This window comes from Rhodococcus sp. IEGM 1354 (assembly GCF_030056855.1).
In the GTDB taxonomy this organism is placed as follows: domain Bacteria; phylum Actinomycetota; class Actinomycetes; order Mycobacteriales; family Mycobacteriaceae; genus Rhodococcoides.
This window is the reverse complement of record NZ_JASHKT010000002.1, coordinates 93,740-115,887: the sequence shown is the minus strand read 5'-3', so window position 1 is coordinate 115,887 and position 22,148 is coordinate 93,740. Positions and strand designations below refer to the sequence as shown.

19 protein-coding genes are annotated in these 22,148 nt (G+C 64.4%); 12 read left to right on the top strand and 7 right to left on the bottom strand.

All coding sequences use genetic code 11. The features are described from left to right. Positions 1-15: 15 nt before the first annotated feature. Positions 16-1,125 (bottom strand): cellulase family glycosylhydrolase, encoded by a 1,110-nt coding sequence (locus QM588_RS04995; protein WP_283311981.1) that lies wholly within the window; start codon positions 1,123-1,125, stop codon positions 16-18. A 149-nt stretch (positions 1,126-1,274) separates the two neighbouring features. Here QM588_RS04995 and QM588_RS04990 point away from each other — a divergent pair, with 149 nt between their 5' ends. From QM588_RS04990 to QM588_RS04945, 10 genes are all read left to right on the top strand, one after another. Then, complete coding sequence (locus tag QM588_RS04990; RefSeq protein ID WP_048318572.1) at positions 1,275-1,982, top strand: GAF domain-containing protein; 708 nt, start codon at positions 1,275-1,277, stop codon at positions 1,980-1,982. A 154-nt stretch (positions 1,983-2,136) separates the two neighbouring features. Beyond that, entirely contained in the window at positions 2,137-3,615 is a 1,479-nt protein-coding gene (locus tag QM588_RS04985) for a sugar transferase (RefSeq protein WP_283311978.1), read from the top strand. A 40-nt stretch (positions 3,616-3,655) separates the two neighbouring features. After that, on the top strand, positions 3,656-5,029 hold the full coding sequence (locus tag QM588_RS04980; RefSeq protein ID WP_283311976.1) for an O-antigen ligase family protein: 1,374 nt from the start codon (positions 3,656-3,658) through the stop codon (positions 5,027-5,029). Further along, entirely contained in the window at positions 4,939-5,991 is a 1,053-nt protein-coding gene (locus QM588_RS04975) for a glycosyltransferase family 4 protein (protein ID WP_283311973.1), read from the top strand. Before QM588_RS04980 ends, QM588_RS04975 begins: the two co-directional genes overlap by 91 nt. Beyond that, a complete protein-coding gene (locus tag QM588_RS04970; RefSeq protein WP_283311972.1) occupies positions 5,991-7,517 on the top strand; it encodes a flippase in 1,527 nt (508 codons plus the stop codon). Before QM588_RS04975 ends, QM588_RS04970 begins: the two co-directional genes overlap by 1 nt. A 243-nt stretch (positions 7,518-7,760) precedes the next feature. Further along, the gene (locus QM588_RS04965) at positions 7,761-9,026 is read left to right on the top strand and encodes a hypothetical protein (protein ID WP_283311971.1); all 1,266 of its coding nucleotides are present in this window, start codon (positions 7,761-7,763) and stop codon (positions 9,024-9,026) included. Further along, complete coding sequence (locus QM588_RS04960; RefSeq protein ID WP_283311970.1) at positions 9,016-10,125, top strand: glycosyltransferase; 1,110 nt, start codon at positions 9,016-9,018, stop codon at positions 10,123-10,125. Before QM588_RS04965 ends, QM588_RS04960 begins: the two co-directional genes overlap by 11 nt. Beyond that, positions 10,112-11,377 (top strand): hypothetical protein, encoded by a 1,266-nt coding sequence (locus QM588_RS04955; RefSeq protein ID WP_283311969.1) that lies wholly within the window; start codon positions 10,112-10,114, stop codon positions 11,375-11,377. Before QM588_RS04960 ends, QM588_RS04955 begins: the two co-directional genes overlap by 14 nt. A gap of 39 nt (positions 11,378-11,416) precedes the next feature. After that, positions 11,417-12,502, top strand: a complete 1,086-nt coding sequence (locus tag QM588_RS04950; RefSeq protein ID WP_283311968.1) for a glycosyltransferase family 4 protein — start codon at positions 11,417-11,419, stop codon at positions 12,500-12,502. A gap of 94 nt (positions 12,503-12,596) precedes the next feature. Then, on the top strand, positions 12,597-13,181 hold the full coding sequence (locus tag QM588_RS04945; protein WP_094664689.1) for a giguanylate cyclase: 585 nt from the start codon (positions 12,597-12,599) through the stop codon (positions 13,179-13,181). Positions 13,182-13,188: 7 nt separating this feature from the next. Here QM588_RS04945 and QM588_RS04940 read toward each other — a convergent pair whose 3' ends face one another. From QM588_RS04940 to QM588_RS04915, 6 genes are read right to left on the bottom strand one after another with little or no spacing between them, the layout of a single operon-like run. After that, positions 13,189-14,241 (bottom strand): zinc-binding dehydrogenase, encoded by a 1,053-nt coding sequence (locus QM588_RS04940; RefSeq protein WP_283311966.1) that lies wholly within the window; start codon positions 14,239-14,241, stop codon positions 13,189-13,191. 31 nt (positions 14,242-14,272) lie between these two features. After that, a complete protein-coding gene (locus tag QM588_RS04935) occupies positions 14,273-15,637 on the bottom strand; it encodes an MFS transporter (RefSeq protein ID WP_057473266.1) in 1,365 nt (454 codons plus the stop codon). A gap of 52 nt (positions 15,638-15,689) precedes the next feature. Further along, complete coding sequence (locus tag QM588_RS04930) at positions 15,690-17,207, bottom strand: mannitol dehydrogenase family protein (RefSeq protein WP_283311965.1); 1,518 nt, start codon at positions 17,205-17,207, stop codon at positions 15,690-15,692. Positions 17,208-17,211: 4 nt separating this feature from the next. Further along, on the bottom strand, positions 17,212-18,429 hold the full coding sequence (gene manD / locus QM588_RS04925) for a D-mannonate dehydratase ManD (RefSeq protein WP_283311963.1): 1,218 nt from the start codon (positions 18,427-18,429) through the stop codon (positions 17,212-17,214). Beyond that, a complete protein-coding gene (locus QM588_RS04920; RefSeq protein WP_283311962.1) occupies positions 18,426-19,433 on the bottom strand; it encodes a 2-hydroxyacid dehydrogenase in 1,008 nt (335 codons plus the stop codon). Before QM588_RS04920 ends, manD begins: the two co-directional genes overlap by 4 nt. Continuing rightward, positions 19,430-20,446 (bottom strand): LacI family DNA-binding transcriptional regulator, encoded by a 1,017-nt coding sequence (locus tag QM588_RS04915; RefSeq protein WP_094664701.1) that lies wholly within the window; start codon positions 20,444-20,446, stop codon positions 19,430-19,432. The genes QM588_RS04920 and QM588_RS04915 overlap by 4 nt, the downstream gene beginning before the upstream one ends. 153 nt (positions 20,447-20,599) lie before the next feature. On the opposite strand from QM588_RS04915, the gene QM588_RS04910 reads away from it, so the two are divergent. Then, a complete protein-coding gene (locus QM588_RS04910) occupies positions 20,600-21,529 on the top strand; it encodes an aldo/keto reductase (RefSeq protein WP_283311960.1) in 930 nt (309 codons plus the stop codon). Between the two features lie 185 nt (positions 21,530-21,714). Beyond that, positions 21,715-22,068, top strand: a complete 354-nt coding sequence (locus tag QM588_RS04905; RefSeq protein WP_283311959.1) for an STAS domain-containing protein — start codon at positions 21,715-21,717, stop codon at positions 22,066-22,068. Positions 22,069-22,148: the final 80 nt, after the last annotated feature.

Below are 22,148 nucleotides of genomic sequence, written 5' to 3'. Positions count from 1 at the left end.
GCGGAATCGATCGTTCTACGGTGCCGAATGTTCCGCGGCGTAGGCATCGACGCGACCGTAGGCGATCTTGGGGGTCCAGTCTCTGCGAACCAAGCCGAAGTTCTGTTCGGTGTCGGCGGTGTCGGACCCGGCGTCTCGGAGACTGTAGACGTAAGCCGGTCCGAGCCAATCGTTGCCGAGGACGGCGTCGAGGACGATCCCGATGCTGTCCGATTGCACCTGCTCGCTGACGCTGTTGGGGTTGGTCCCGGTCGGTGCGCCGAATTCGGTGATCCAGATCTGTTTGCCACTGTCACCGCCGGCAACCATGGTGTCTCGCATCGACCACATCTTCATGGCGGTGTTCCATGACGCTGTGCTGGGGTCGTTGGGTAGGAACGGCCACGTGTAGGGATGCACGTTGAAGGCGTCGAAGTACTTGTTGGATCCTTGCGCGTACATCTTCGACAGGAACGACGTGCCCGCGATGTTGCCGTTCGTGTCCTCGGACGGTGCCATCCCACCGACGAGCACGGTCGAAGCGGGCTGCACCTGTTTGATCGCCGTGTAGGCCGCTCGAAGCAGCGCCGAGTACGCCGTGACGTCGGGAACGGGCTTGAAGAACGTCACGATGTTCGGCTCGTTCCATACTTCCCAGATCTTGATGCGGTTCTGGTACCGCTGAACCACCGTCTTGGCGAAAGCCGCGTAAGTGGACGGGTTTGCAGGACGGGAGTGAGAATCGTTGACCGCGGCAGCTACTCGCGCCCATCTGGGGGTGTAGGCGATGATGCCGTGCGGGCACATCCCGTGGGCCACGACGGCATCGATCACTCGGTCCGTTCGACTCCAATCGAAAGCGCCCCGTGTCGATTCGATTGCGGACCAATCGATGTCGAGACGAACTGCGAAGGCTCCTGCGGCTTTGGCAAGCGTCAGTTCGCGATCCAGATCTGCTGGGGAGAGGCTACCTATCGACGCGCCCGGCGAGACTCCGATCCGGATGGCGTCGGACTGCCCGCCACAGTTCACCGGACCGGCCTGAGCCCGCACGACGGGAGCTGCACCCACTGCCGGCGTCGCAGCGAACGGCAACACCAGAGCCGCAAGAACGGCCATCACCCGCAGAGGAGCATTTGCTTTCATCTGCGGGATGATAGCAACACCGATAGGCGATCTTCGCCGAAACGGATTGTCATACGCTTTGTGGCAATTACGGCAACGATTCGGATTGACGCAGAATTCGACCCCGCAGTCATCGGTAGGACGACATTGCCTGTACTACCATATGCCCAATGACAACAGGATTTCCCGGTTTCGACGAGCGTCTCAACGAGTTACTCGCCCGGCAGGCGGAGAAATCCGGCCTCGGGACCGAAGAATTCATTCGGCGGGCCGTGGTCGATCGACTCGTTCGCGAACTGTCCGACGATCAGGATTCCGAGGTAGGTGCTTTGCTCCGGGCTCTCCAGGCCGGCGCGGAGAAGGGCGTCGGCCCCGCCGAGGTGACCCGGGCGTTCGGTACCCCGATCGACGACCCCGACAGGCTGGCCGCAGTGGCTCGAACGGGTTTGATGGACACCGGTTCCGACGCCGGCTACGACCGGATCGTCGCGATGGTCGCCGATGCCTTGAGCGCCCCGTCGGCCGCATTCTCTCTGCTCGACGACCGACGTCAGTACTTCAAGAGTGCCCTCGGACTTCCGTCGGAACTCGGTGGCGCGCAGGAGGTTCCTCTCGACGGATCCATCTGCCGCTACGCGATCGACCTCGGCCAACCACTGGTGGTGGAGGATGCGCGGCTCAACGACGTCCTCAAGGACCATCCGTCGGTCCAGGGCAATCTGCTCGTGTCCTATCTCGGAGTTCCGCTCGTCGACGACGACGGCCATTCCGTGGGCACCCTCTGTGTGTGGGATCGACAGCCGCGGCAGTGGACGACAGGTCACATCCAGATTCTTCAGGATTTGGCCTGGATTATTCGCGAGCGAGTTTTCGAATAAAGGACGATTTCCCCGACGGGAATTAGCATTTTCGACCTACAACCGACTTCGAGTTTTTTTCATGAAGTCGACCGGGTGTCCTCTTTCCTGGCGGTATACATTAATTGGGATATTCAGGACCGACCTCATTCGAAACTGACCACCGGAAGAAGCCGTGCCCGAAACACTGGAATCACCGCACACTCGCCCGCGGGCTGCCGAGCCCGACGTCGTCGTAGCCCGTCGCGCACTCGCGGACCGACTACGGGCCGATCCGTTGAACACCGCGATCAACGTCGCGGTCGACGTGCTCGGTGCCGCGGTCGCGGTGGCCGGAGCACTGCTGTGGTACTCGGGCAGTCTCGTCGAGACCGGCTGGCTGCCATGGCTCTTCCTGCCGCTGCTCATCGGAATCATGGCCGGCAAGTCGCTGTACAGGCGCAGCCTTCGTCGTAACTTCCTCGACGAGATCGGGCCGGCCGAAACGGCTGTTGCGTTCGCCGTCCTCGCGTTGACGGTGGTGATGTTCCTGGCCGACACCGACTACCGGCCCAGCGCGGTCGTGTTGCGACTGTGGCTGCTCAGCGCATTCACGATCGCAATCGCCCGTCTCGTACGCATCGTCGTCCAGCGCATGCTTCGCACCCGGTTCGGATCGGCAGCGCCGACCATCGTCCTCGGCAACGATCCGATCGCACATCAACTCGTTTCGCGCACAAGACAATTCCCCGAGTACGGTCTCGCTCCGGTGGGCTACGTCGGCGAAGCCCCGATCGCCGACGTCTCGCCGGGGGGCGAGCTCCCCGATCTGCCGCACCTCGGACTCCCGAGTGATTTCGAAGCAATTGCGCGCAGGACCGGTGCGGAAGAGCTGATAGTGGCGTTCGCTCCGACAGAAGACCGAGTATTGGTCGGCGCGATCAGGACTGCGCACCGACTCGGAATGCGGGTGTGGGTGGTGCCCAGGCTGTACGACGCCGTCGGCGTCAACACTCGTGTCGAACACATCGGCGGCCTGCCGCTGATGGTGCTGCCGCACGTCAATCCCAAGGGGTGGCAGTTCGCCCTCAAGGGTGTACTCGATCGAGTCCTGACGGCATTCGGACTCCTGCTGCTCTCCCCCGTCTTCCTGACGCTGATGCTGCTCGTGCGCCTGAGCTCCCCCGGCCCGATCTTCTTCGCCCAGGAGCGAATCGGCCGCGATGGGTTGCCGTTCGACTGCCTGAAGTTTCGGTCCATGCGGCCCCCGCGGGCATCCGACGCGGCGTTCGAGCGGAAGGCCGGGGACGCGCCCGGCGGCGTCGAGGGTGTCGACCGGAGAACCCGTATCGGAAAGATCATGCGACAGACCTCGTTGGACGAGCTGCCCCAGCTTCTCAACGTCCTTCGTGGCGACATGAGCTTGGTCGGCCCCAGGCCCGAGCGGCCCGAATACGTGGACCTGTTCGAGATGCAGATCCGTCGGTACGGCGAACGGCACCGGGTCAAGGCCGGCGTGACGGGATGGGCGCAGGTGCACGGTCTTCGGGGCCAGACCTCCATTGCCGACCGCGCGGAGTGGGACAATTACTACATCGAGAACTGGTCCATCTGGCTCGATGTCAAGATCCTGTTTCTCACCGTGTTGGCCGTTCTGAAACGCGCCGAGGACTGATCGTGGTCTACGCCGAACACCGCCACGTTCGGGTCACCTCGTGATCACGTACGTTGCGCTTGCTTTCGGCGCAGCGGTGGTCCTCGTGCTCGGCTGCGCGGTGGCATCGGCCATCTACCGCCGGCCGCAGCGTGGAGTGTTGCTGTTGGCGGGATTGGTTCCACTGCACGGACTTCTGGTTCTCGTTCCCCTTCCCGGGGTCGTGTCGGGCTGGAAGGAAGGCCTTGTCGTCTTCACGGTTCTGTGTGCGTGGTTACGCCGACCACGACATGTCCCCGGCTCGCCTGCTCGGGTGTTCGTGCCGTGGTGGCCGGCGGCCGCGGTCTTCGTCGTGTTCGGCAGCGTGTCTGCATTCGCCACGTTCGGAATAGTCGGTCTGTTCGGCATCAAGGTCACCTTCTTCTACGTTCTGCTGGTGGTCGTCATGTGGCTCGCGCCGTTCGACGCCAAAGACCGTGACCACCTCGTCTCGGTTCTCATGGGCATGGGTGTGTTCACGTCTGCCGTCGGCATCGCTCAACTGGTGGCCGGGCCCGCCGCACTGGTGTCGCTGGGTTACGAATACGGCACGCAGGTCCGAACATCAGGCGGGCTACTGCGCACGTTCAGCACGTTCAACCTGCCGTTCCCGTTCGGGCTGTACGTGATGTTGGCGTTACTCGTCGGCGGTGCGGTCGCACTGGCCGATCCGCGCCGTCGTCGAAACCTGTTGTTTCTCTGCGCGTCTCCGATGATGGTGGTCGCGATGTCCAGTTCGATCGTCCGTGGAGCGATTCTCGGGCTCGCGGTCGGGGTCATCTACTTGATCGCCGTGCGTTTTCGATACCTCGCCGCGCCGTTTGCTCTGGCGGCACTGGCCGTCGCCGTCACGGTCCCCTTCGTACCCAAGATCACGTCGGTCTTCTTCTCGTCCAGCAGTCTGGGTCAACGCGGTGACGGTTGGGCCAACATCATCGCCAGCATCCTGATTCATCCCTTCGGCACGGGTCTGGGATCGAGTGGATCTGCAGCAGACCGCATTTCCACCGCCGAGGGCCGAGCGTTCACTCGATCTGGACTCTCGACCAATTACCAACCCGACAATTACTACGTGAAGGCCCTGCTCGAACTGGGGCCGATCGGCCTCTGGGCGGTGGTGGCACTGTTGGTCACATCGTTGCTGTGGTGCACACGCCTGTCCCGGGCACTACGGGGCGACGACGGCGCGCTCGCTCTCGGCGTCGGCGCTTCGATCGTCGCCGCCATGTTCGCCAGTCTGGTCTCCACGTATTTCGAGATCTTTCCGATCGATGTCTATTTCTGGCTCTTGTTAGGAGTGGTGGGATGCGCAGCAGCGCAACACGAATCGTCTTCGGGGCGCTCGCCCTCAGGCCGGGCGGAAGTGGAGTACAGACCTACATTCGCGAGCTCCTGAACGAGCTACCGCATCGTCTGCCCGACGCCGATCTCACCGCGGTCGTGCAGCGCGACGCCGTCAGCGAGCTGCCACCCTCGGTTCGGGCGATGGAACGGCCTGTCACCAGCGGTGCGGCTCGGGCGGTGCTCGGCGCACTCCCCGTCGGCCGGTGCGATGTCGTACACGGCCTGGACGTCGACCTTCCGTTTCTGACGAAGGCCTTCACAGTCGCCACGGTGCACGATCTTTCGGTCATCGACATGCCGTCGGCCTCCAGTAGATTTCGCGCGCTCGGTGAACAGAGACTGGTGCGGCGAGCTCTGCGCCGTGCCGATCTGCTCATCGCTGTCTCGCAGTTCACCGCCGACCGGATCAAGGCCGTCAGCGGCCGCGACGCCACCGTCGTCGGCCTGGCACCCGCAGCCTGGGCCGGAGTTCCCACCGACAGCCGAGTGGACGCTGTTCGGTCCAAGTACGACCTTCCGGACCGTTTCGTGATGCAGGTCGGAACGGTGGAGCCTCGCAAGAACGTCCAGCTGGTAGCCGACGCAGCGGAGAGTCTGGGCATCCCGTGTTTGCTGGCCGGAGCCGGCTCGACCGGTCCCCACGCTCCCCGCAATTCCCGCGGGCTCGGGTACGTCGATGTCGAGGACCTGCCTGCCCTCTATGCAGCTGCGACCGTCACCGCGTACGCCTCTCGGTACGAGGGCTACGGGCTCCCACCGGTCGAGGCCATGGCCTCGGGCGGCGCGGTCGTCGCCAGTGCAGTCGGTGCCCTCCCCGACGTCGTCGGCGACGGTGCCGTGCTCGTCGCATCGGAGAACGTGGACGACTGGGTAGACGCGATGAAACCCATCGCTTTCGACGCGGACGCACGCGCAGCCCTCGTCGGCGCGGCAGCGGTTGCTTCCCGCGAGATCAGTTGGCGTCGAACGGCTGAGCTCACTGCCGACGCGTATCGAGCCGCGGGCGTGGTCTGATGTCGGACGAGCTCGCGCTCGACGGCACCGAGCAGCCCCCGGACTACCGCGCGATAGCAGCGGATCCGAAGGCCGCAGCCAAGGCGACGATTGCCGTTCTGATCAGCAGAGTGATCATCGCGGCGCTGGGCTGGGTCGGCAGTGTCGTCGTCGCGAGGTCCCTCGGCGCGGACGAGTGGGGCCAGTTCAGCTTCGTCTTCGCACTGCTGGGCCTGATGTCCGTCGTCACCGACCTGGGAGTCGGACGCGTCGTGCTGGCGAAATTGATGGACGACGATCCCGAGGAAATCGGTCGAACCGCGTCGTCGTTTCTGGCACTGCGTACCGTCCTCGGATTGGTGGGTTACGTACTGGCCGTGGCATACGTTCTCCTGCTGCAGTATCCGAGCGAGGTGGTCCTCGCCACGGTGCTGGGTGGACTGGTGGTCGTCTTCGCCACACCGGGCCACGCTCTGAGCGTCCTCTTCCAGAGTCGTCACCGGCTGATTCTGGTGGCCGTCGCCGAAAGTGCCGGTCAGGCAATCCAGTTGGCCCTGACCGTGTTGGCTGCCGTGCTTGCTCCCACCCTGCTGATCTTCGTACTGCCCGCTGTGGTCAACGAAGTGTTCAAACTGATCACCAAGGGGTTCGGCATAGGCAACCGTTCCATGGGGTTGCGACCGTCGAGGCACATCGAGGTGCGCCGCTGGGGCCCGTACCTGAGAGAGGCCGTGCCCCTCGCCATCGGCTTCGCCCTCACCATTGCCATGCTCAAGATCGACATGCTGATGCTCAGCCTCCTCGACACGTTCGAGGCCGTCGGTCTGTACTCGATCGGCTACAAATTCTCCGACATGATCGACACCTTCGTGTTGGCGGCAGTGGCACCGATCAGCACCCTGCTCGTGGCGTCGTGGCCCCACGACACCGCGGCATTTCGAGCGCGTACCCGTTCGGCCGCACTGCTGTTCGCAGTCTTCGGTGCAATGGCCGTGGCGGCATTCGTACCGTCCGCCGAGCCGTTGATCGGCCTGCTGTACGGCGACAGATTCGTGGACGGAGCGCACGCGGCCCGGCTGCTCGTCATCGGCGCGGCACTGATGTCGTTGGTGATGCTGGGAATCTTTCTGCTGGCCTCGGCCGGGATGCAGCGTCACTACCCCGTGGTTGCGTTGGTCGGCCTGGCCCTGAACATCGGGTTGAACCTCGTGCTGATCCCACGGATGTCGTACGACGGAGCTGCCATCTCCACGGTCGCAACGATCGGAACCACCCTCGTCCTGCTGTGGATCGTGATCGCGCGAAGCATGCCCATCCCCGGACTACTTCCGGTGCAGTCTCTTTCGGTCGTCATCGTGGTCACCGCGGCCGCCACCGTCGGCGGCTGGTTCCTGGTACAGCACTACCCCGGCCTGTGGCTGCTCGTGTCCGCCGGGGCGGCAATACTGGTCGCGGCCTCGCTCGGCGCGTTCGTTGCCATCGGGATCGTCGAGTCACCGATGCCGGGATCAGCCGAGAAAGGACGACATCGTGCGCACTCGCAGTGAGAAGCGGACACACAACAGACGAATCGCCCGATTCCGGCGGCAGCCTTCGGAGCCGAAGTTCGGTTTCACGATCTTTTCCGACCACCTCCCCTGCTATTCCAATGTCGTTGAGATGCAGTTTCATTCGCAGTCGGCACGGCTACGCGGACTGTATCCACACCCAGCTATCATCGAGCCTGTCGGCTCCACGAACCACCGAAGCGGTCCATCCGCTCGCATCGACGACGGAAGGGTACGCGGTTGATGTCCGTCCACGATGCCGTACACCGGGGCGACGTGCCCCCACCGATCGACCTCGCAGGACACATGCGCGAACTCGGCCGGGCATTGCTGCCCGCCGTGGTCATTGCTGTGTTGGTCGGTGCAGGCGTGTTCTATCTCAGGAGCGAACTCACCGACAAGCAGTACGCCGCATCGATCGTCGCGGAGATCGAACCTGCCCAAACGCTCGTTCCCGGTGACGCGTTCATCGAGCAGATGCGCGCACCGTTCATCGAATTGGCCACCGATCGCGGCGTTCTCGATCAGGTCCTGGAACAGGTCGACGCCGATATGGACGCGTCGCAACTGGCCTCGAGCGTCGAACTGTCTCCTGGCACCTCACCCGCGCTGCTGACAGTGACGGTGACGACCCGATCTCCCGAACTCGCCGCGGAACTGGCCGAGGCGATGGTGTCGACGATGGCAAGTACGTCCTCCGCCAACGCGATCCGCGACTCGCAGGAACGAACGGCAGAGGGACAGTCCACCGTCGACGCGCAACAGGCTCGGGTGGACGCCCTGCCTGCCGACGATCCGAGTCGACCTGCGGCACTGTCCGAACTGGCCCAACTGCGCACCCAGCAGAGCGAACTCGAAGCAGCTGCCAGCGGAGATCGACTGGTCGTGTTGTCGAAACCAGAGCAGAGCACAACTCCGGTCTCACCGAAACCGGTCTCGGAGGCACTTGTCGCAGCTCTGGCTGCACTCATCGTCGCGGCCGAACTGATCGTGTTGCTTCGAGGAAGACTCGGCCGCAAGCCCTCTCGCTCCTGGGCTCGTCGGGTGTCCCGAAAATACGGTGCACACTTCGACCCGGCAACCGGCGACACGGTACCGCCCGTCGTGGCTTCCCGGATCACTGCCCTCGAGCGTGGCGACCGACCGGCATCGAGAAGTGCGCGACACGCAGCTCCGAAGGGCGACAGCGTGATTCTCGTCCTGGTCGGCGAAGGTGCAGTCTTCGAGTCGACGCACGGCCACGGACCGACCACCGGCCACCATCGAGCCACCGCCGAATTCGGCTTGTCGGAACAGTGGTGGCAGTACACCGACGTAGGTGACGTCGAGACCGTCGTCGTGCTGGTGTCGAAACGTGGACGGGACAAGAAGGCAGCAACTGCGGCGCTGCGACGGCTCGACGACTTCGACATCCCCGTACACCTGGTATTGCAGAACAAGAACTCGACCCGACGAGCAGAACAGACCGCGCAGACGATCGCGCCGGAAGGCCAACGCCATGCCAGCTGACAGAATTGCCGTCGTACACGAAAGATTCACCGAGATCGCAGGATCCGAACACGTCATCGAACAACTGGCCTTGCACTGGCCTGCAGCCGAAGTGTTCGCGCCCATTTCGCGCCCGTCCGGAGTTCCCTCCGGAATCAGCCGCGCGCCGCACACGTCCGCCCTCAATCGGGTGTACAACGCATTGGGCCAACGGTCGTACGCACCCGTTCTTCCGATGATGCCGTTGGCCTTTCGTCGCATGCCGCTGAGCGGATTCGACGCCGTCGTGGTGAGCCATCACGCCTTCGCGACTCAGGCAGTGTTCGCCACCGACTCCCCGGTGATCGCCTATGTGCACAGCCCGGCACGCTGGGCCTGGGACCCCGAACTTCGCGCAGGTGAAGGCGGCGGCAGAGCCGGAGCGGCGATACTGACGGCGCTGTCGGCCGTTGCCCGTCGATGCGAGATCGCAGCCGCGCCGAAACTGACGACCGTGGTGGCCAATTCGACAGCGGTCGCTCGGCGCATCGAAGACTGGTGGGGCAGAGACGACGCCGTGGTGGTCCACCCTCCGGTCGACACCGAGGGCTTCACTCCGGATCCGTCGATCGAGCGTGAGAACTTTTTCCTGCTTGCCGGCCGCCTGGTTCCCTACAAGCGGCCGGACATCGCGGTGCGCGCCGCCGCCGAGGCCGACGTTCCCCTCGTGGTGGCGGGCGACGGCCGTGCGATGAACGCCTGCCGCGAACTGGCCGGACCCAAAACGATCTTCCTGGGCCGGGTTTCGCACGAGAAGCTCCTCGAACTGCACCGAACGACGCGCGCCCTGCTGATGCCCGGAGTGGAGGATTTCGGCATAGTCCCGGTCGAGTCCATGGCAACCGGAACACCGGTCATCGCACTGGGAGACGGCGGTGCCGTGGACTCGGTGATCCCCGGCGAGACCGGCCTGCATGTACAGCCTGGCTCCGACGAGGCCGTGATCGCCGGGTTCGCCGAGGCCATGCGCTCGTTCGATCCCGCCGACTACGATCGCGCCGCGATTCGGACATGGGCGGAAGGCTTCTCGCGAGCCAACTTTCGCAGTCGAATGCAGGAGGTCGTCGATGCCGTCCGCTGAGCGCAGTTATCGCTCGACCGCACTTGATCGCGTCTTCGCCGACACCCGGATAGTCACCGCAGTCGGCCCCGTCCGCGGCCTGGACATCGAACGGACGCGTCGAACGCTCACCGCCGCCGAACACGTCGACGCGGAGCCGCACATCGCGCTGGAACCACGCTCCGATGCGCGACGGTGGCGATACCGCAGCAACATCGCCGGCGACAACGTCACCTCGAGCAGTAGCGACACCCAAGACCTGGGGCAGATGCTCACCGACATTCGGTCGCGACAGGGTGCTCGCGGTCCACTCGAGGTAATCGTGTTCGACGACCACCTCGCCCTCGACTATTCGCACGGAATCGGGGACGGCCAGATCGGCGTCCTGATGCTGGCGGCATTCTGCGACGATGCCGACGGATCACTGGTTCCCGGGCTCGCCGTAGGCTTGCCACCGAGCACGACATGGAAAGCTCTGTGGCGTCACTACTCTCGACATCCGAAGACGCTGGCGGACTTCTGGTCGCTGCGTGCTCGACACCGCCAGGCACCGAACGGCGGGTCCGGTCCCCGTCGTCGGATCGAGAATTGGGAAGCCGGAAAGGTCAGCCGAGCCGGGTACATGAGCAAAGCCCACGTCGACGAGCTCAAGCACTGGACGGCCGACAACCTGCCCGGAGCGACCGCTGCGTCGATCTCGATTGCCCTGTGGAGCGCGGCGCTGCGGGCAGAATCCGTCGACGTCGACGATCACATCATGGTGTTGTTCAACAGCCGCCGCTACCTCGATCCGGCCCAGCAGGGCGCGCACGGGAACTTTGCCGTCGGCATCCCACTGCATCTTCCTGCCGACACGACACCCGTCCGAATCACCGCATCGATGCGCGAGGTGATCGAATCCGGCTGGCCCATTGCCGTACTGGGCATGTCACATCTTCGCGATGTGGCGTCACGCATTCGGCCGTCTGCACCGTCGCAGGACAAGAATTCGGTCGTCGAGGTACCCGAGACCTTGCGGCTGGCCGTGAGCGACCTCGGGAAAGTCCGGGTGTTCGACCACCTCGACTGGGCCGACGACGGCAGGCCTCCGCAAATGGCCGCGTCGCTCGAACCGGACGGCCCGGACGGCTGCACGATGCTCATCGCCGAAATCGCCGGTGGGCGAACCTATACGGCCTCGTTCTGCAACAAGATGGTCGATGTGGCCGTCATGGATGCAGCGCTACGCAGAATGTGTGAAGACCCAGTGGCACTGCTCCGCGATGCGTACTGATCCGCCAGAACCACCTTCGCCGCACAGACGGGCCGATACATGACCGACGAATCGACAGTTCTCTTCCTCGCGCACACCGGCCAGGTGTCCGGTGCCGAGAAGGTGCTGCTGGATTTGATCGACGAGGCCACGCGTCGCGGCCATGCCACCGTGATCGCCTGCCCCGCAGGCCCATTGGCAGATCGTCTACCCGACACAACGCGGCACGTCCGCATCGACGAGCTCGGACTGGGTGGGCAACGTGGTGCCGCGCGCGGTGTCGCGGCGATCAGGATGGTCGCACGATGGGTCGGGGCGGCGCGCGCCGTGCGCACGATCGCCCGCGCACCGGGCACCGCCACGGTCGTCAACTCGTTGTTCGCGCTTCCGGTGGCGCGGTTTGCGCGGCCCGCTCGCGGGGCGTCGTGGCTCGTCCACGACACGATGACCTCCCTGAAGCAGCGCGTGGTGGTCCGGTTCGCCCGGCCTGCCGTTCGCGTTGCGGTATCGGTGTCCGAGGCCACCGCAGAACCTCTGCGTAAGGCCGGCCTCCCCGTGGTGGTGTCACACAATGGCGTGCCGTGGCCGGTCCCGCGGTTCGGCGGTGCGCTGCACTCTCCGCCGGTGATCGGAATGCTGGCGTTGTTGACGCCGTGGAAAGGGCACCGCGTGCTGCTCGACGCCGTCGCCATGCTCCCCGACGTCCGAGTCGAATTGGCCGGGGGAAGCTTCCCCGGAGACCGCGAATACGTCGACGAACTTCGCGCGCGCGCCGCGAAACCGGACCTTGCCGGACGTGTCGAGTTCCTCGGACACACCGACGCCGAGTCCGCTCTCCGCAGGTGGGATGTCGTCGTGTCGGCCAGTACTTCTCCCGAGGCAGGTCCGTTGTCGGTGTTGGAAGCGATGTCGCACGGGTTGCCGGTGATCGGAACCGACCACGGTGGCACGCACGAATTTCTCGCCGACGGTGCTGGAATTCTGGTCGAGCCCGGCAACTCCGATGCTCTCGCTGCCGCCGTCTCGGCGGTCGTCGACGACGACGATCGACGGCGGCTGCTCGGTGAGGCCGCCCGCTATCGGGTGGCCAGCCGGCACGACATCAGCGAGACACTGCCAGAGCTGTTACACCAGTTGACCAGCTGATCGAGCCCCACCGTCGGCCGGAACTCGGTGAAAGCCGAACGTCGACCGGTGCGACTGTGTTTCAATCGACTCCCGATTGGAACGAGGGGGCACTGTGACTCGCGCACTGACGAGGTCCAACGAGCATTACCAATGGGGCATGGGCGTGATGACGTCGCTCGCTGTCACGACGCTCGTCAAGCGGATCGTGTCCGCCGCCGCCCTTGCGATGGCCGTCGTCGTCACCCTCGAGCTGGCGTTCGGGTACGGCGCGACCACTCCCATCCCCTCGATCGTGCAATGGACGTGCATGATCGCCGCGTACGTCATGGGCGCGTTCTGGTGGTTCGGTCCGTGGCCGACGCTCGGGCAAGCCTTCGCCTTCGTCGTCATCGCCGATCTGTCGATCTTCGGAGCCACCATCACCGCGAATTTCGCTCCTGAAGTCACCCTCGGCAAATGCACCTTCTTGATCCCGATGGGAATGTTGGCCGGGTTCTTCTTCGACAAATGGCGGCTGGCTGCGCACATCGCCCTGTGCCTGTTGGGAACATCGATCGTCGCGGTGTACATAGTGCTGGAACGCGATGTGGACACATTCGTGGCGGTGGTGCTGTGGGCCCCGATCGTCGTGACGCTGACCGGCTTCGTGCTGATGCTGCAGCTCACGACACAGTCGATACGAACCGAATTCGAGTAGTAGCCCGTCAGAACGTCAACAGGACTTTGCTCGACCGGGATGCATCGGCAGCGAGTGCGAACGCGTCGAGGGCGTCCGCCACCGGATACTCCGCAGTGACGACCGGTGCCACATCGAGTGAACCGTCGGCCAGTGCTTGGATCACATCGTCCATCTCGCTGTTGAACCGGAACGAGCCGATCAGGTCGATCTCCCGGGTGATCGCCACAGACAGTGGCACCGGCTGGGGCCCCGCCGCCGGCAACCCGACCATGACGACACGGCCGCCACGAGCCGTGCCGTCGATTGCCGACGCCAGACCGCGGTGATTGCCCGAGCACTCGAACGTCACATCGGCCTCGACCGCGGCGACTGCCGCCTCGTCGCGGGCGTCGATCGTTCGATGTGCTCCGAGTCGACGCGTCACTTCCAGGGCGTAGTCCTCGAGGTCGACCGCGACGATCCGCGCTGCACCGGCTCGACGAGCGACCGCCACGATGAGGGCACCGATCGGACCTGTCCCGACGACGAGAACCGTCTTGCCGAACACCGTCCCGGCGCGCTCGACGGCATGCCACGCGACGCTCGCCGGCTCGGCCAACGCAGCAATTCTCAGATCCAGGCCGTCGGGCAACACTCTGAGCATTCGGGTCGGGACGGCGATGTGACCGATGAACAGTCCGTCATCGTGCGGTACCTGCGCGGCGCTTCCCATGTAGCGGCATCCGGGAGACAGGTTCGGACGATCGACCGGATACTTCGCTCCGGTGGCGGCGGGAGTCGCCGGATGGACGGTGACCGGGGTGCCTTCACCGGGGCCACTGCCGTCTCCTGCGCGCCGAACCACGGTGCCCGAAGCCTCGTGTCCCAACCGCATAGGTGCCTTCAGTACCGATTGTCCTGCCGCCCCGTGCTTCCAGTAGTGCAGATCGGATCCGCAGATTCCGCCGTAGGCTATTGCGACGATGGCCTCGTCCGGCGAGGGGTCGGCCACCGCCACTGTTTCGACGCGGATGTCATCGGTGCCGTACGCGATCAAGGCAATCGTTCTGTCGGGCACCGGATTCGGTTCGGTGGTCATCGTGTCGTCCGTTCCGTTCGAGGTGGGCAGGTCAGACCCGGTCGAGCACCGGATCGGTTGCGTTGGCCGGATCGGTCAGATCGCGATCCCGAGTTTCCGGTGCGAAGGTTGCGGCGACGAGCACCGAAACGGCCATGATCATCATGTAGACCGCGACCGGCACCCAGGATCCGGAGAACGCGGTGATCAGTGCCGCACACAGCAACGGGGCGATTCCGCCGCCGAAGACGGACGCGAACTCGCGGCCGAGAGTGACTCCGGCGTACCGGTATCGAGCCCCGAAGATCTCCGGGAAGTAGCTCATCGTGACACCGACGGCCCCCTGGCACGCCAGGATGAATCCGATGATCATCACCAGGGTGATCAGTACGTGCGAACCGGTGCTCAGAGCCATGAACGTGGGAACCGGAAGAACGACGAGCAGGCTGACGATACCGATGTACACGGGCTTACGACCCACCTTGTCCGACAGCCATCCGAAGCCCCAGGCCGCGATGCCGCCGCAGATTGCGCCGATGAGCAGAACCTTGGGTATGAACGTGGGATCGACGCCGATGTCGTTCTTCATGTAGGAGGCCATGAACACCTGGTACGTGTAGGACTGAGCGCTGATGCCGACGGTCATGAACATGACGATGAACAGCGGTCGCTTGCCGTTGGTGAACACCTCTTTCACCGGCGCCTTGGGTCGCTCCTGTGCCGCCTTCAGTTCCTGGAACACCGGTGACTCGTTGAGCTTGCGTCTGATGATGAACGCGGCCACTGTGACCAGGATGCTGCTCAGAAACACCATCCGCCAGCCCCAGGACATGAGCTGGTCGTCGGGAAGCAACTGGGCGAGGATCCAGGCGATGGCTCCGAGAGCGGTGCCGAGCGCCGCGCCGGTCATGACAAGAGCGGCCAATCTGCCACGCTTTCCGATCGCGGCCGTTTCCGTCAGAAGCGTTGCGCCACCTGATTGTTCGGCACCAGCGCCGAAGCCCTGGAAGAATCGGCACAGGACCAGCAACACCGGGGCCAGTAGTCCCACCTGCTCGAACGTCGGCAGCAGACCGATGGCCATGGTCGCGCCGCCCATCAGCATCAGCGTGGCGACCAGAACCCACTTGCGACCGAGCCGGTCACCGTAGCGTGAGAAGAACAGTCCACCCAGTGGCCGGGCGAGGAATCCGACGGCGTACGCGCTGAAGCTGGCGATGATGCCGGCCGCCGGAGAGATGTTGGGAAAGAACAACTTGTTGAAGATCAGCGCGGACGCCGTGCCGTAGATGACGAAGTCGTACTGTTCGAGTGTGGTTCCGATGAGGCCGGCCCACGCTGCGCGTCGTACGGCGGAAGGATCATGCTGGGCCGGAGCGATTCTGGGAGAATCCGACGGTTCTGTGGTCGTGTCCATGGTTGTCCTCGGGTGAGTTTCGGCCTCGGCCGAACGAAGGAAGGAGAATGAGTCAGTCGAGTGTGGTCCGGGATGCCGTGACGACGGGGCGGAGCGAAGAACTCGCCGCTTCGACGGCTGCGGCCATCGGACCGTGACGAACAACAGTATCCATCAATTCCGCTGTGCGTGTGATGAATTCGGGAAACTGCGCCAACTCGATGGGGAGTATGTCGCCGCGTTCGAGAACCGAGCGGACGAAATCCTCACTGGACGCTGCCGAAGCGGCAAGTCCTGCCAAACGCGCACGTGCAGGGTCGGCCATCGCATGCGCATGCGGGCCCGGGTCGAAACCGTCGTGCGGGCACACGCAGCAGAGATAGGCGGCGATGGTCAAGGAAAGGTGTTGCGGTACAACACCGTTTCGTAGGTGGTGGAGCGCTGGGTCCGGGATCCTCTGCGCGAGCTTCGCCGAGCCGTCCGAACCGACCTGCGCGGTCTTGTGCCCCAGAGCGGAGTTGGACCACCGCACGAACAGCTGGGCAATGTAGTCGTCGATATCCACCCCGTCCGGAACGGGCACGGTCGGGAGGTATTCGTCGACCAACACCGCTCGAGCTGCGGCCTCCACGAACGGGCGACCGATCGAGTCCGGGATTGTCGCGCGACCATCGAGTGCGCCGAGATAGGCAATGAGAGAGTGAGTTCCGTTGAGCAGTCGAACCTTCATCAATTCGTACGGTTCGACGTCCTCGGTGAACAAGGCACCACCGGCTTCCCAGCGGGGACGTCCTGCGGCGAACTCGTCCTCCATCACCCACATCGTGAACGGCTCCGCCGGCACGGCAATGGTGTCCACAGCGCCCAGCTCGGCGGTGGACTCGGCGTCGTACAACGCACTGCTGGACGGAACGATGCGATCGACCATGGAGTTGGGGAACGTCACTGCCGCGGCCAGCCACTCGAGCACGTCGTCCGCACCGCATCGGGTGAGGAAGTCACGCACGAGTGCTGCGGTGCGATCACCGTTCCCCAGCAGGTTGTCGCAGCTGGCCACGGTGATCGGAGCCCCGTGCGTTCGCGCCCGCATCGCCAGGGCCCTCGCGAGCTGCCCCACCGTGGTCGTCGGCGTTTCCGGCCGCTGCAGGTCCTGTTGCACTGCAGTCGATTCGAGGTCGAGGGAGCCCGTCCGGGACGACAGCGTGTAGCCCAACTCGGTGACGGTGATCGTCACGATTCGGACGTCCTCGTCCGCAATGGCCCGTACGACGGCGGCGGGGTCGTCGGCGGCGACCATGACTCCCGTGTGCGCTCCGGGCACGCTCACCCTCGAACCCGACGGCGAGATCTCGACGACGCCGTAGAGCAGTTCCTGAGCGAGCATGGCATCGACAATCGTGCGAGATCTGTTCGCTACACCCAGAATTCCCCACGAGCCGCCGTCCTGTGCCAGTGCCGCAGCGGTGTACACGGCCTGATGCGCGCGATGGAAGTTGCCCAGCCCCAGATGGACGATTCCGGTGCCGTCAGGTCGTGCTGGGACGGCCCCCGAGCGAGCGAGTGCCGAACGAGACAGTCTGGATTCGCTCATCTCGTCACCAGTCCGTCATCGAGCCGTCGAGGCGACGAGCGACCGGGAGATACGCGGGCTCGTACGGGTACCGCGCGGCCAACGACTCGTCCATGTCGACGCCCAGGCCGGGGGCGTCACCGGGGGTCAGGTAGCCGTCCGCGAACGACCATGCGTGCGGGAACACCTCGTCGACCAGTGGGTCATAGCCCATGAACTCCTGAATGCCGAAATTCGGGGTGGCCATTCCGAGGTGCACGCTCGCCGCGAGGGTGATCGGCGAGACGTCCGAGGGCCCGTGCGGTCCGCAGCGAACCTGGTGTACCTCGGCCAGCGAGAAGATCTTTCGGACATGACTGATACCGCCGGCATGCGCGATGGCCACCCGAATGAAATCGATCAGCTTCTCGGAGATCAATTGCTGGCAGTCCCAGATGGTGTTGAACACTTCACCGATCGCGAGCGGGGTCGTGGTGTGGTGACGCACCAGCCGCAGGGCGCTCTGATCCTCGGCGGTGGTGACGTCCTCGAGCCAGTACAGATCGACGTCCTCGAGCGACTTGCCCAGTCGCGCAGCCTGTTGCGGTGTCAGTCGGTGGTGCGCGTCGTGCAGCAACTTGAGCTCGAATCCCACGTGTTCGCGCACCTCTGCGAGCACCCCGGGAACGTGATTGAGGTAGGCATCGGTATCCCAGACCTCCTCGAAGGGAACGGCACCACGCCCTGCGGGTTCGTATCCCTGCGCGCCTCGGTGCACTCCGTACACGGACTCCAGGCCGGGAACACCCGATTGGGCCCGCACGGCGCGAAAACCCTGTGCTCGACGTCGATCGACGGAATCGATCAATTCCGACGTGTCCCAGCCGGTGGCGTGGGTGTACGAGAGAATGCGGTCGCGGACGGCTCCACCGAGCAGCTGGTAGACGGGTTGCCCGAGGGTTTTGCCCTTGATGTCCCACAAGGCGAGGTCGACGGCACCGATCGCGGCCATCGTCACCGGCCCACGGCGCCAGTAGACACCGCGGTAGAGGTATTGCCAGGTGTCCTCGATGCGTGCGGGATCTCGGCCGATGAGGAGCGGCGCGACATGATCTCGTAGGTACGACGCCACCGCGAGTTCCCTGCCATTCAACGTTGCGTCGCCGTAACCGACGACGCCGTCTGCGGTGGTCACTTTGAGCGTGACGTAGTTGCGCGTGGGGCTGCAGACGATGACGTCCGCAGCGACGATCGTGTCGGTCACGAGTGCTCTGCTTTCTCCGTGAAGTTCTCTCCGGCAACGACATCGGTCAACGGTTCACGCGCGGCGAGTCGACCGATGTTGGCGGTGATGTCGTCGACCCGGCCCTCGAAGGTTTCGCGTGTGATGCCGGAAGAATGGGGTGTCATCAGGACGTTGTGCAACGTGTGGAACGGATGTCGCGAGGGGGCACCGATGCCGTCGGCCGACGGGTAGTCGTACCAGACGTCGATGGCGGCGCTACCGAGCGATCCGGCGGACAGCGCGTCGAACAGTGCATCCTGCTGCACGAGGGGGCCACGCCCGACGTTGATCAGCACGCCGTCCGGTCCGAGAGCTGCAAGTTCGGTGTCGCCGATCATGCCGGTGGTGCGCTCGTTCAGTGGTGCGGACACCACGACGACATCCGCTTCGGTCATCAGGTCGGACAGACGATCGGTCGATGCGGCCCAGACCAATCCGTTCTCGGCTGCGTTCACCGATCCGCTTCCTGTGACCGCGATGCCCCGGCAACCGAAGGCCCGCAGCAACCGCCACGTCTGCGCACCGATATGACCGAAGCCCACGAATCCCACCGTTGCCGAACCCAGCGAAGTCGACTGCCGAAGCGTGCGGTCGTACACCGGTGACGCCCACCGATCCTCCCGCATGAGGCGGTCCTGGCCGAGAAACCCGCGCCGGAGCACGACGGCGGTGGCTACGACGTATTCGGCGATCGAGCGTTCGTGGTGAAAAGTGTTGGCCACCAATGTCCGAGCGGTCAGGTCGTCGAAGGAAACGCCGTCCGTGCCTGCCCCGGCAACGTGAACCAGCCGCAGGTCGGGTGCCGCCTCGGCCAGTGCGGCCGGGAACTTTCCGCCGACATACACGGTCGCATCGGCGATGTCCGCGACGAGTGCATCGACGTCGAACTTCTCGTGCCACGACAGCTCGATATCGGAGGCGACTCGGCTCTCGAAGCGGTTACGATGCGGTAGGAGGTTGGAATCTGCGATGACGACCTTCATTTCGTGTCGTCCTTTCCTGGTGCGAGAGTGCGGATCCGAGCGGGCCCCGATGAGCCGCGGACCACGAGTTGGGTAGGGAGATGGATGGTTCTGGGCGACGACTCCGGTTCGACTGCCCGCTGGAACACCAGATCGGACGACACCAGGCCTGCACGGCCCATCGGAACGTTGATACTCGTCAGAGCGGGATGCGCGAGTTCGGCCAGGGGCGAATCGTCGATGCCGATGACGCTGAGGTCTTCCGGTACTGCCAGGCCCATCGACCGAACCCCGTTCATGACGCCGATGGCCATGGGGTCGTTGTGGGTCATGACGGCGGTAGCACCCGTGGCGACGACGCTGGCAGCCGCAGCGTGGCCGCCGGCCAAGGTCTCCTGCTGCCACCCCAGTACATCGAGCACGATTCCTCGTGCTGCACAGAACTGTTCGACGGCGTCGACGCGTCGCTCGTTGGACCACGATTGCGGTGATCCCTGGACGTACGCGAGATGCGTGTGACCGAGAGCTGCCAGGTAATCGACGGCCTGCCGGATACCGTCCTCGGAATCGGCCACGACACAATCGCATTCGCTGGAGGATCGGTTGACCAGCACCAGCGGTGTGTCGCCCGCCAGCTGCACGATGTCCTCGGCCGGTAGTCGTGGAGCACAGACGATCAGAGCGTCGACTCGGCCCTGCAGGTCACCGATCACTTCACGCTCACGGTCTGCGCTTCCGTCGGTGTCGGTGAGGACGATGGTCTGCCTGCGATGCCAGCCCTGCGCTTGCGCAGACTTGACGAAGCTCGCGAAGACAGTGTGGCCGATGTCGGGTACCACGACTGCGACCGTCGTTGCCGCGACCCTGGTGTCGGAGGACCGACCCGAGGCCGCGACGTAGCCGATCTGGTCGGCGACGGCGATGATCCGAGCCAACGTGTCCGCCCCGATCCGATCGGGGTTGCTGAAGGCGCGCGATGCCGTCGACAGCGACACACCTGCACGTTGCGCAACCTGCGTGAGCGTGGGTGCCACGGTTCACCTCCTGGGTTCGTTGTGATGCCGAGCACAACGATGGCGGAAGTTGCGCAATATTGTCAACGCCTTGCGCAATAGCGGCCTCGTCCGCACCGGGACCGGGTTTGACACACTCGACTGCGATCACGTCCACACAGAGGGAGACTCACCTTGCGCACCTTTTCGCACCCCCAGACCGGCACAACCGTGTCGAGCATCGTCCTCGGGTTCATGCGCATTCTCGATCTGGACGACGATCGGATCCGCAGGTTGGTCGACACCGCCCTGGACGTGGGAGTCACCGTCTTCGATCACGCCGACATCTACGGCGGCAGACCCCACGGGTGCGAGGAGCGCTTCGGACAAGCGGTGACACTCACTCCGTCGCAGCGTGAGCGCGTCAGCATTCAGAGCAAGGTCGGCATTCGCGACGGCTATTTCGACTTCTCCGAAGACCACATCGTGTCGACCGTCGAGGGATCGCTCTCGGCTCTCGGCGTCGACCATCTCGACACCCTGCTGCTGCATCGACCGGACAGCCTGGTCGAGCCCGACGAGGTCGCGGCGGCATTCGACACACTGCACACGTCGGGCAAGGTGCTCGGTTTCGGCGTCTCCAATCACACTCCCGGTCAGATCGAATTGCTCGAAACGGCAGTCACACAACCACTTCTGTTCGATCAAGTGCAGTTGAGCGTCGTCCATTCGCCGCTGATCGCTGCGGGCCTGACCGCCAATATCGGCGCGCTGGACCAGTCGGTGGATCGTGACAACGGGTTGCTCGACTACGCGAGGGCACGCGGCATCACCGTGCAAGCGTGGTCGCCACTGCAGAGCGGGACCTCGTCGGGTGTGTTCGTCGGAGATCGCGAGAACTACCCGGCCCTCAACGATGCGCTCGACGACATTGCCGGCCGATACGACACGACACCGGCTGCGATAGCGCTCGCGTGGATAACACGCCACCCGGCCGACATTCAGGTGGTCCTGGGGACCACCACGCCGGATCGGATAGTAGAAGCTGCTGCGGGGTCGGATATCCGCCTGACCAGGGCGGAATGGTACGGCTTGTTCCGCGCAGCGGGTCACACACTGCCTTGACGTCGGGCATCGAACTGCGTTACCTTTTCGTTACCAAGTAGCGATGAATCCGTGATGATGCGGGCTCGGTTCGGTGATGTTCCGCTGCCAGGATTACGGGACAGCGCGCACCGGAACCTGCAGCCCTCGGGTTCCACTCCCCGCACGCCGGTTCGATAGGCCACCCGAACTGAGAGGTTCGCACCGTGACTGTTTCCGATTTCACCGATGTTCGCTCCACCGTCCCCCATCGACGCCACTCGATCGGTATCGAGTCCTACTCCCCCGATCTGACCGTTGTTCGCGCCGTCGGCGAGCTGGACATGAGTGCACGAGCAGATCTGGTGGACGCTCTCGACGGCGCCCTACGGGGCAATGCGGTTGTGCTGCTGGACTTGTCGGCGGTGGACTTCATGTACTCGGGTGCCGCGAGCGTGATCGTCGATGCTGTCGAACGTTCCGACGGACGCGTCGAGGTCTTCGCTCCTACCCGGCCGGCGCGCCGGGTGCTCGATGCGGTGGGTGCGAGCTTCATCGGGGAAGATCCCTCCGCGCGCTGAGTCTCGAGGTTTGCGTGCCGATACAACCGGCAAACCTCGGACGGACAGCGACTCCAGTCGGTAACGACCGTGAATCGTCT

Excerpts from the sequence above, each read along its gene's own strand:
- QM588_RS04995 (WP_283311981.1), bottom strand. The coding sequence starts at position 1,125 with ATGAAAGCAAATGCTCCTCTGCGGGTGATGGCCGTTCTTGCGGCTCTG.
- QM588_RS04990 (WP_048318572.1), top strand. The coding sequence starts at position 1,275 with ATGACAACAGGATTTCCCGGTTTCGACGAGCGTCTCAACGAGTTACTC.
- QM588_RS04975 (WP_283311973.1), top strand. The coding sequence starts at position 4,939 with ATGCGCAGCAGCGCAACACGAATCGTCTTCGGGGCGCTCGCCCTCAGG.
- QM588_RS04970 (WP_283311972.1), top strand. The coding sequence starts at position 5,991 with ATGTCGGACGAGCTCGCGCTCGACGGCACCGAGCAGCCCCCGGACTAC.
- QM588_RS04965 (WP_283311971.1), top strand. The coding sequence starts at position 7,761 with ATGTCCGTCCACGATGCCGTACACCGGGGCGACGTGCCCCCACCGATC.
- QM588_RS04960 (WP_283311970.1), top strand. The coding sequence starts at position 9,016 with ATGCCAGCTGACAGAATTGCCGTCGTACACGAAAGATTCACCGAGATC.
- QM588_RS04955 (WP_283311969.1), top strand. The coding sequence starts at position 10,112 with ATGCCGTCCGCTGAGCGCAGTTATCGCTCGACCGCACTTGATCGCGTC.
- QM588_RS04950 (WP_283311968.1), top strand. The coding sequence starts at position 11,417 with ATGACCGACGAATCGACAGTTCTCTTCCTCGCGCACACCGGCCAGGTG.
- QM588_RS04940 (WP_283311966.1), bottom strand. The coding sequence starts at position 14,241 with ATGACCACCGAACCGAATCCGGTGCCCGACAGAACGATTGCCTTGATC.
- QM588_RS04935 (WP_057473266.1), bottom strand. The coding sequence starts at position 15,637 with ATGGACACGACCACAGAACCGTCGGATTCTCCCAGAATCGCTCCGGCC.
- QM588_RS04930 (WP_283311965.1), bottom strand. The coding sequence starts at position 17,207 with ATGAGCGAATCCAGACTGTCTCGTTCGGCACTCGCTCGCTCGGGGGCC.
- QM588_RS04920 (WP_283311962.1), bottom strand. The coding sequence starts at position 19,433 with ATGAAGGTCGTCATCGCAGATTCCAACCTCCTACCGCATCGTAACCGC.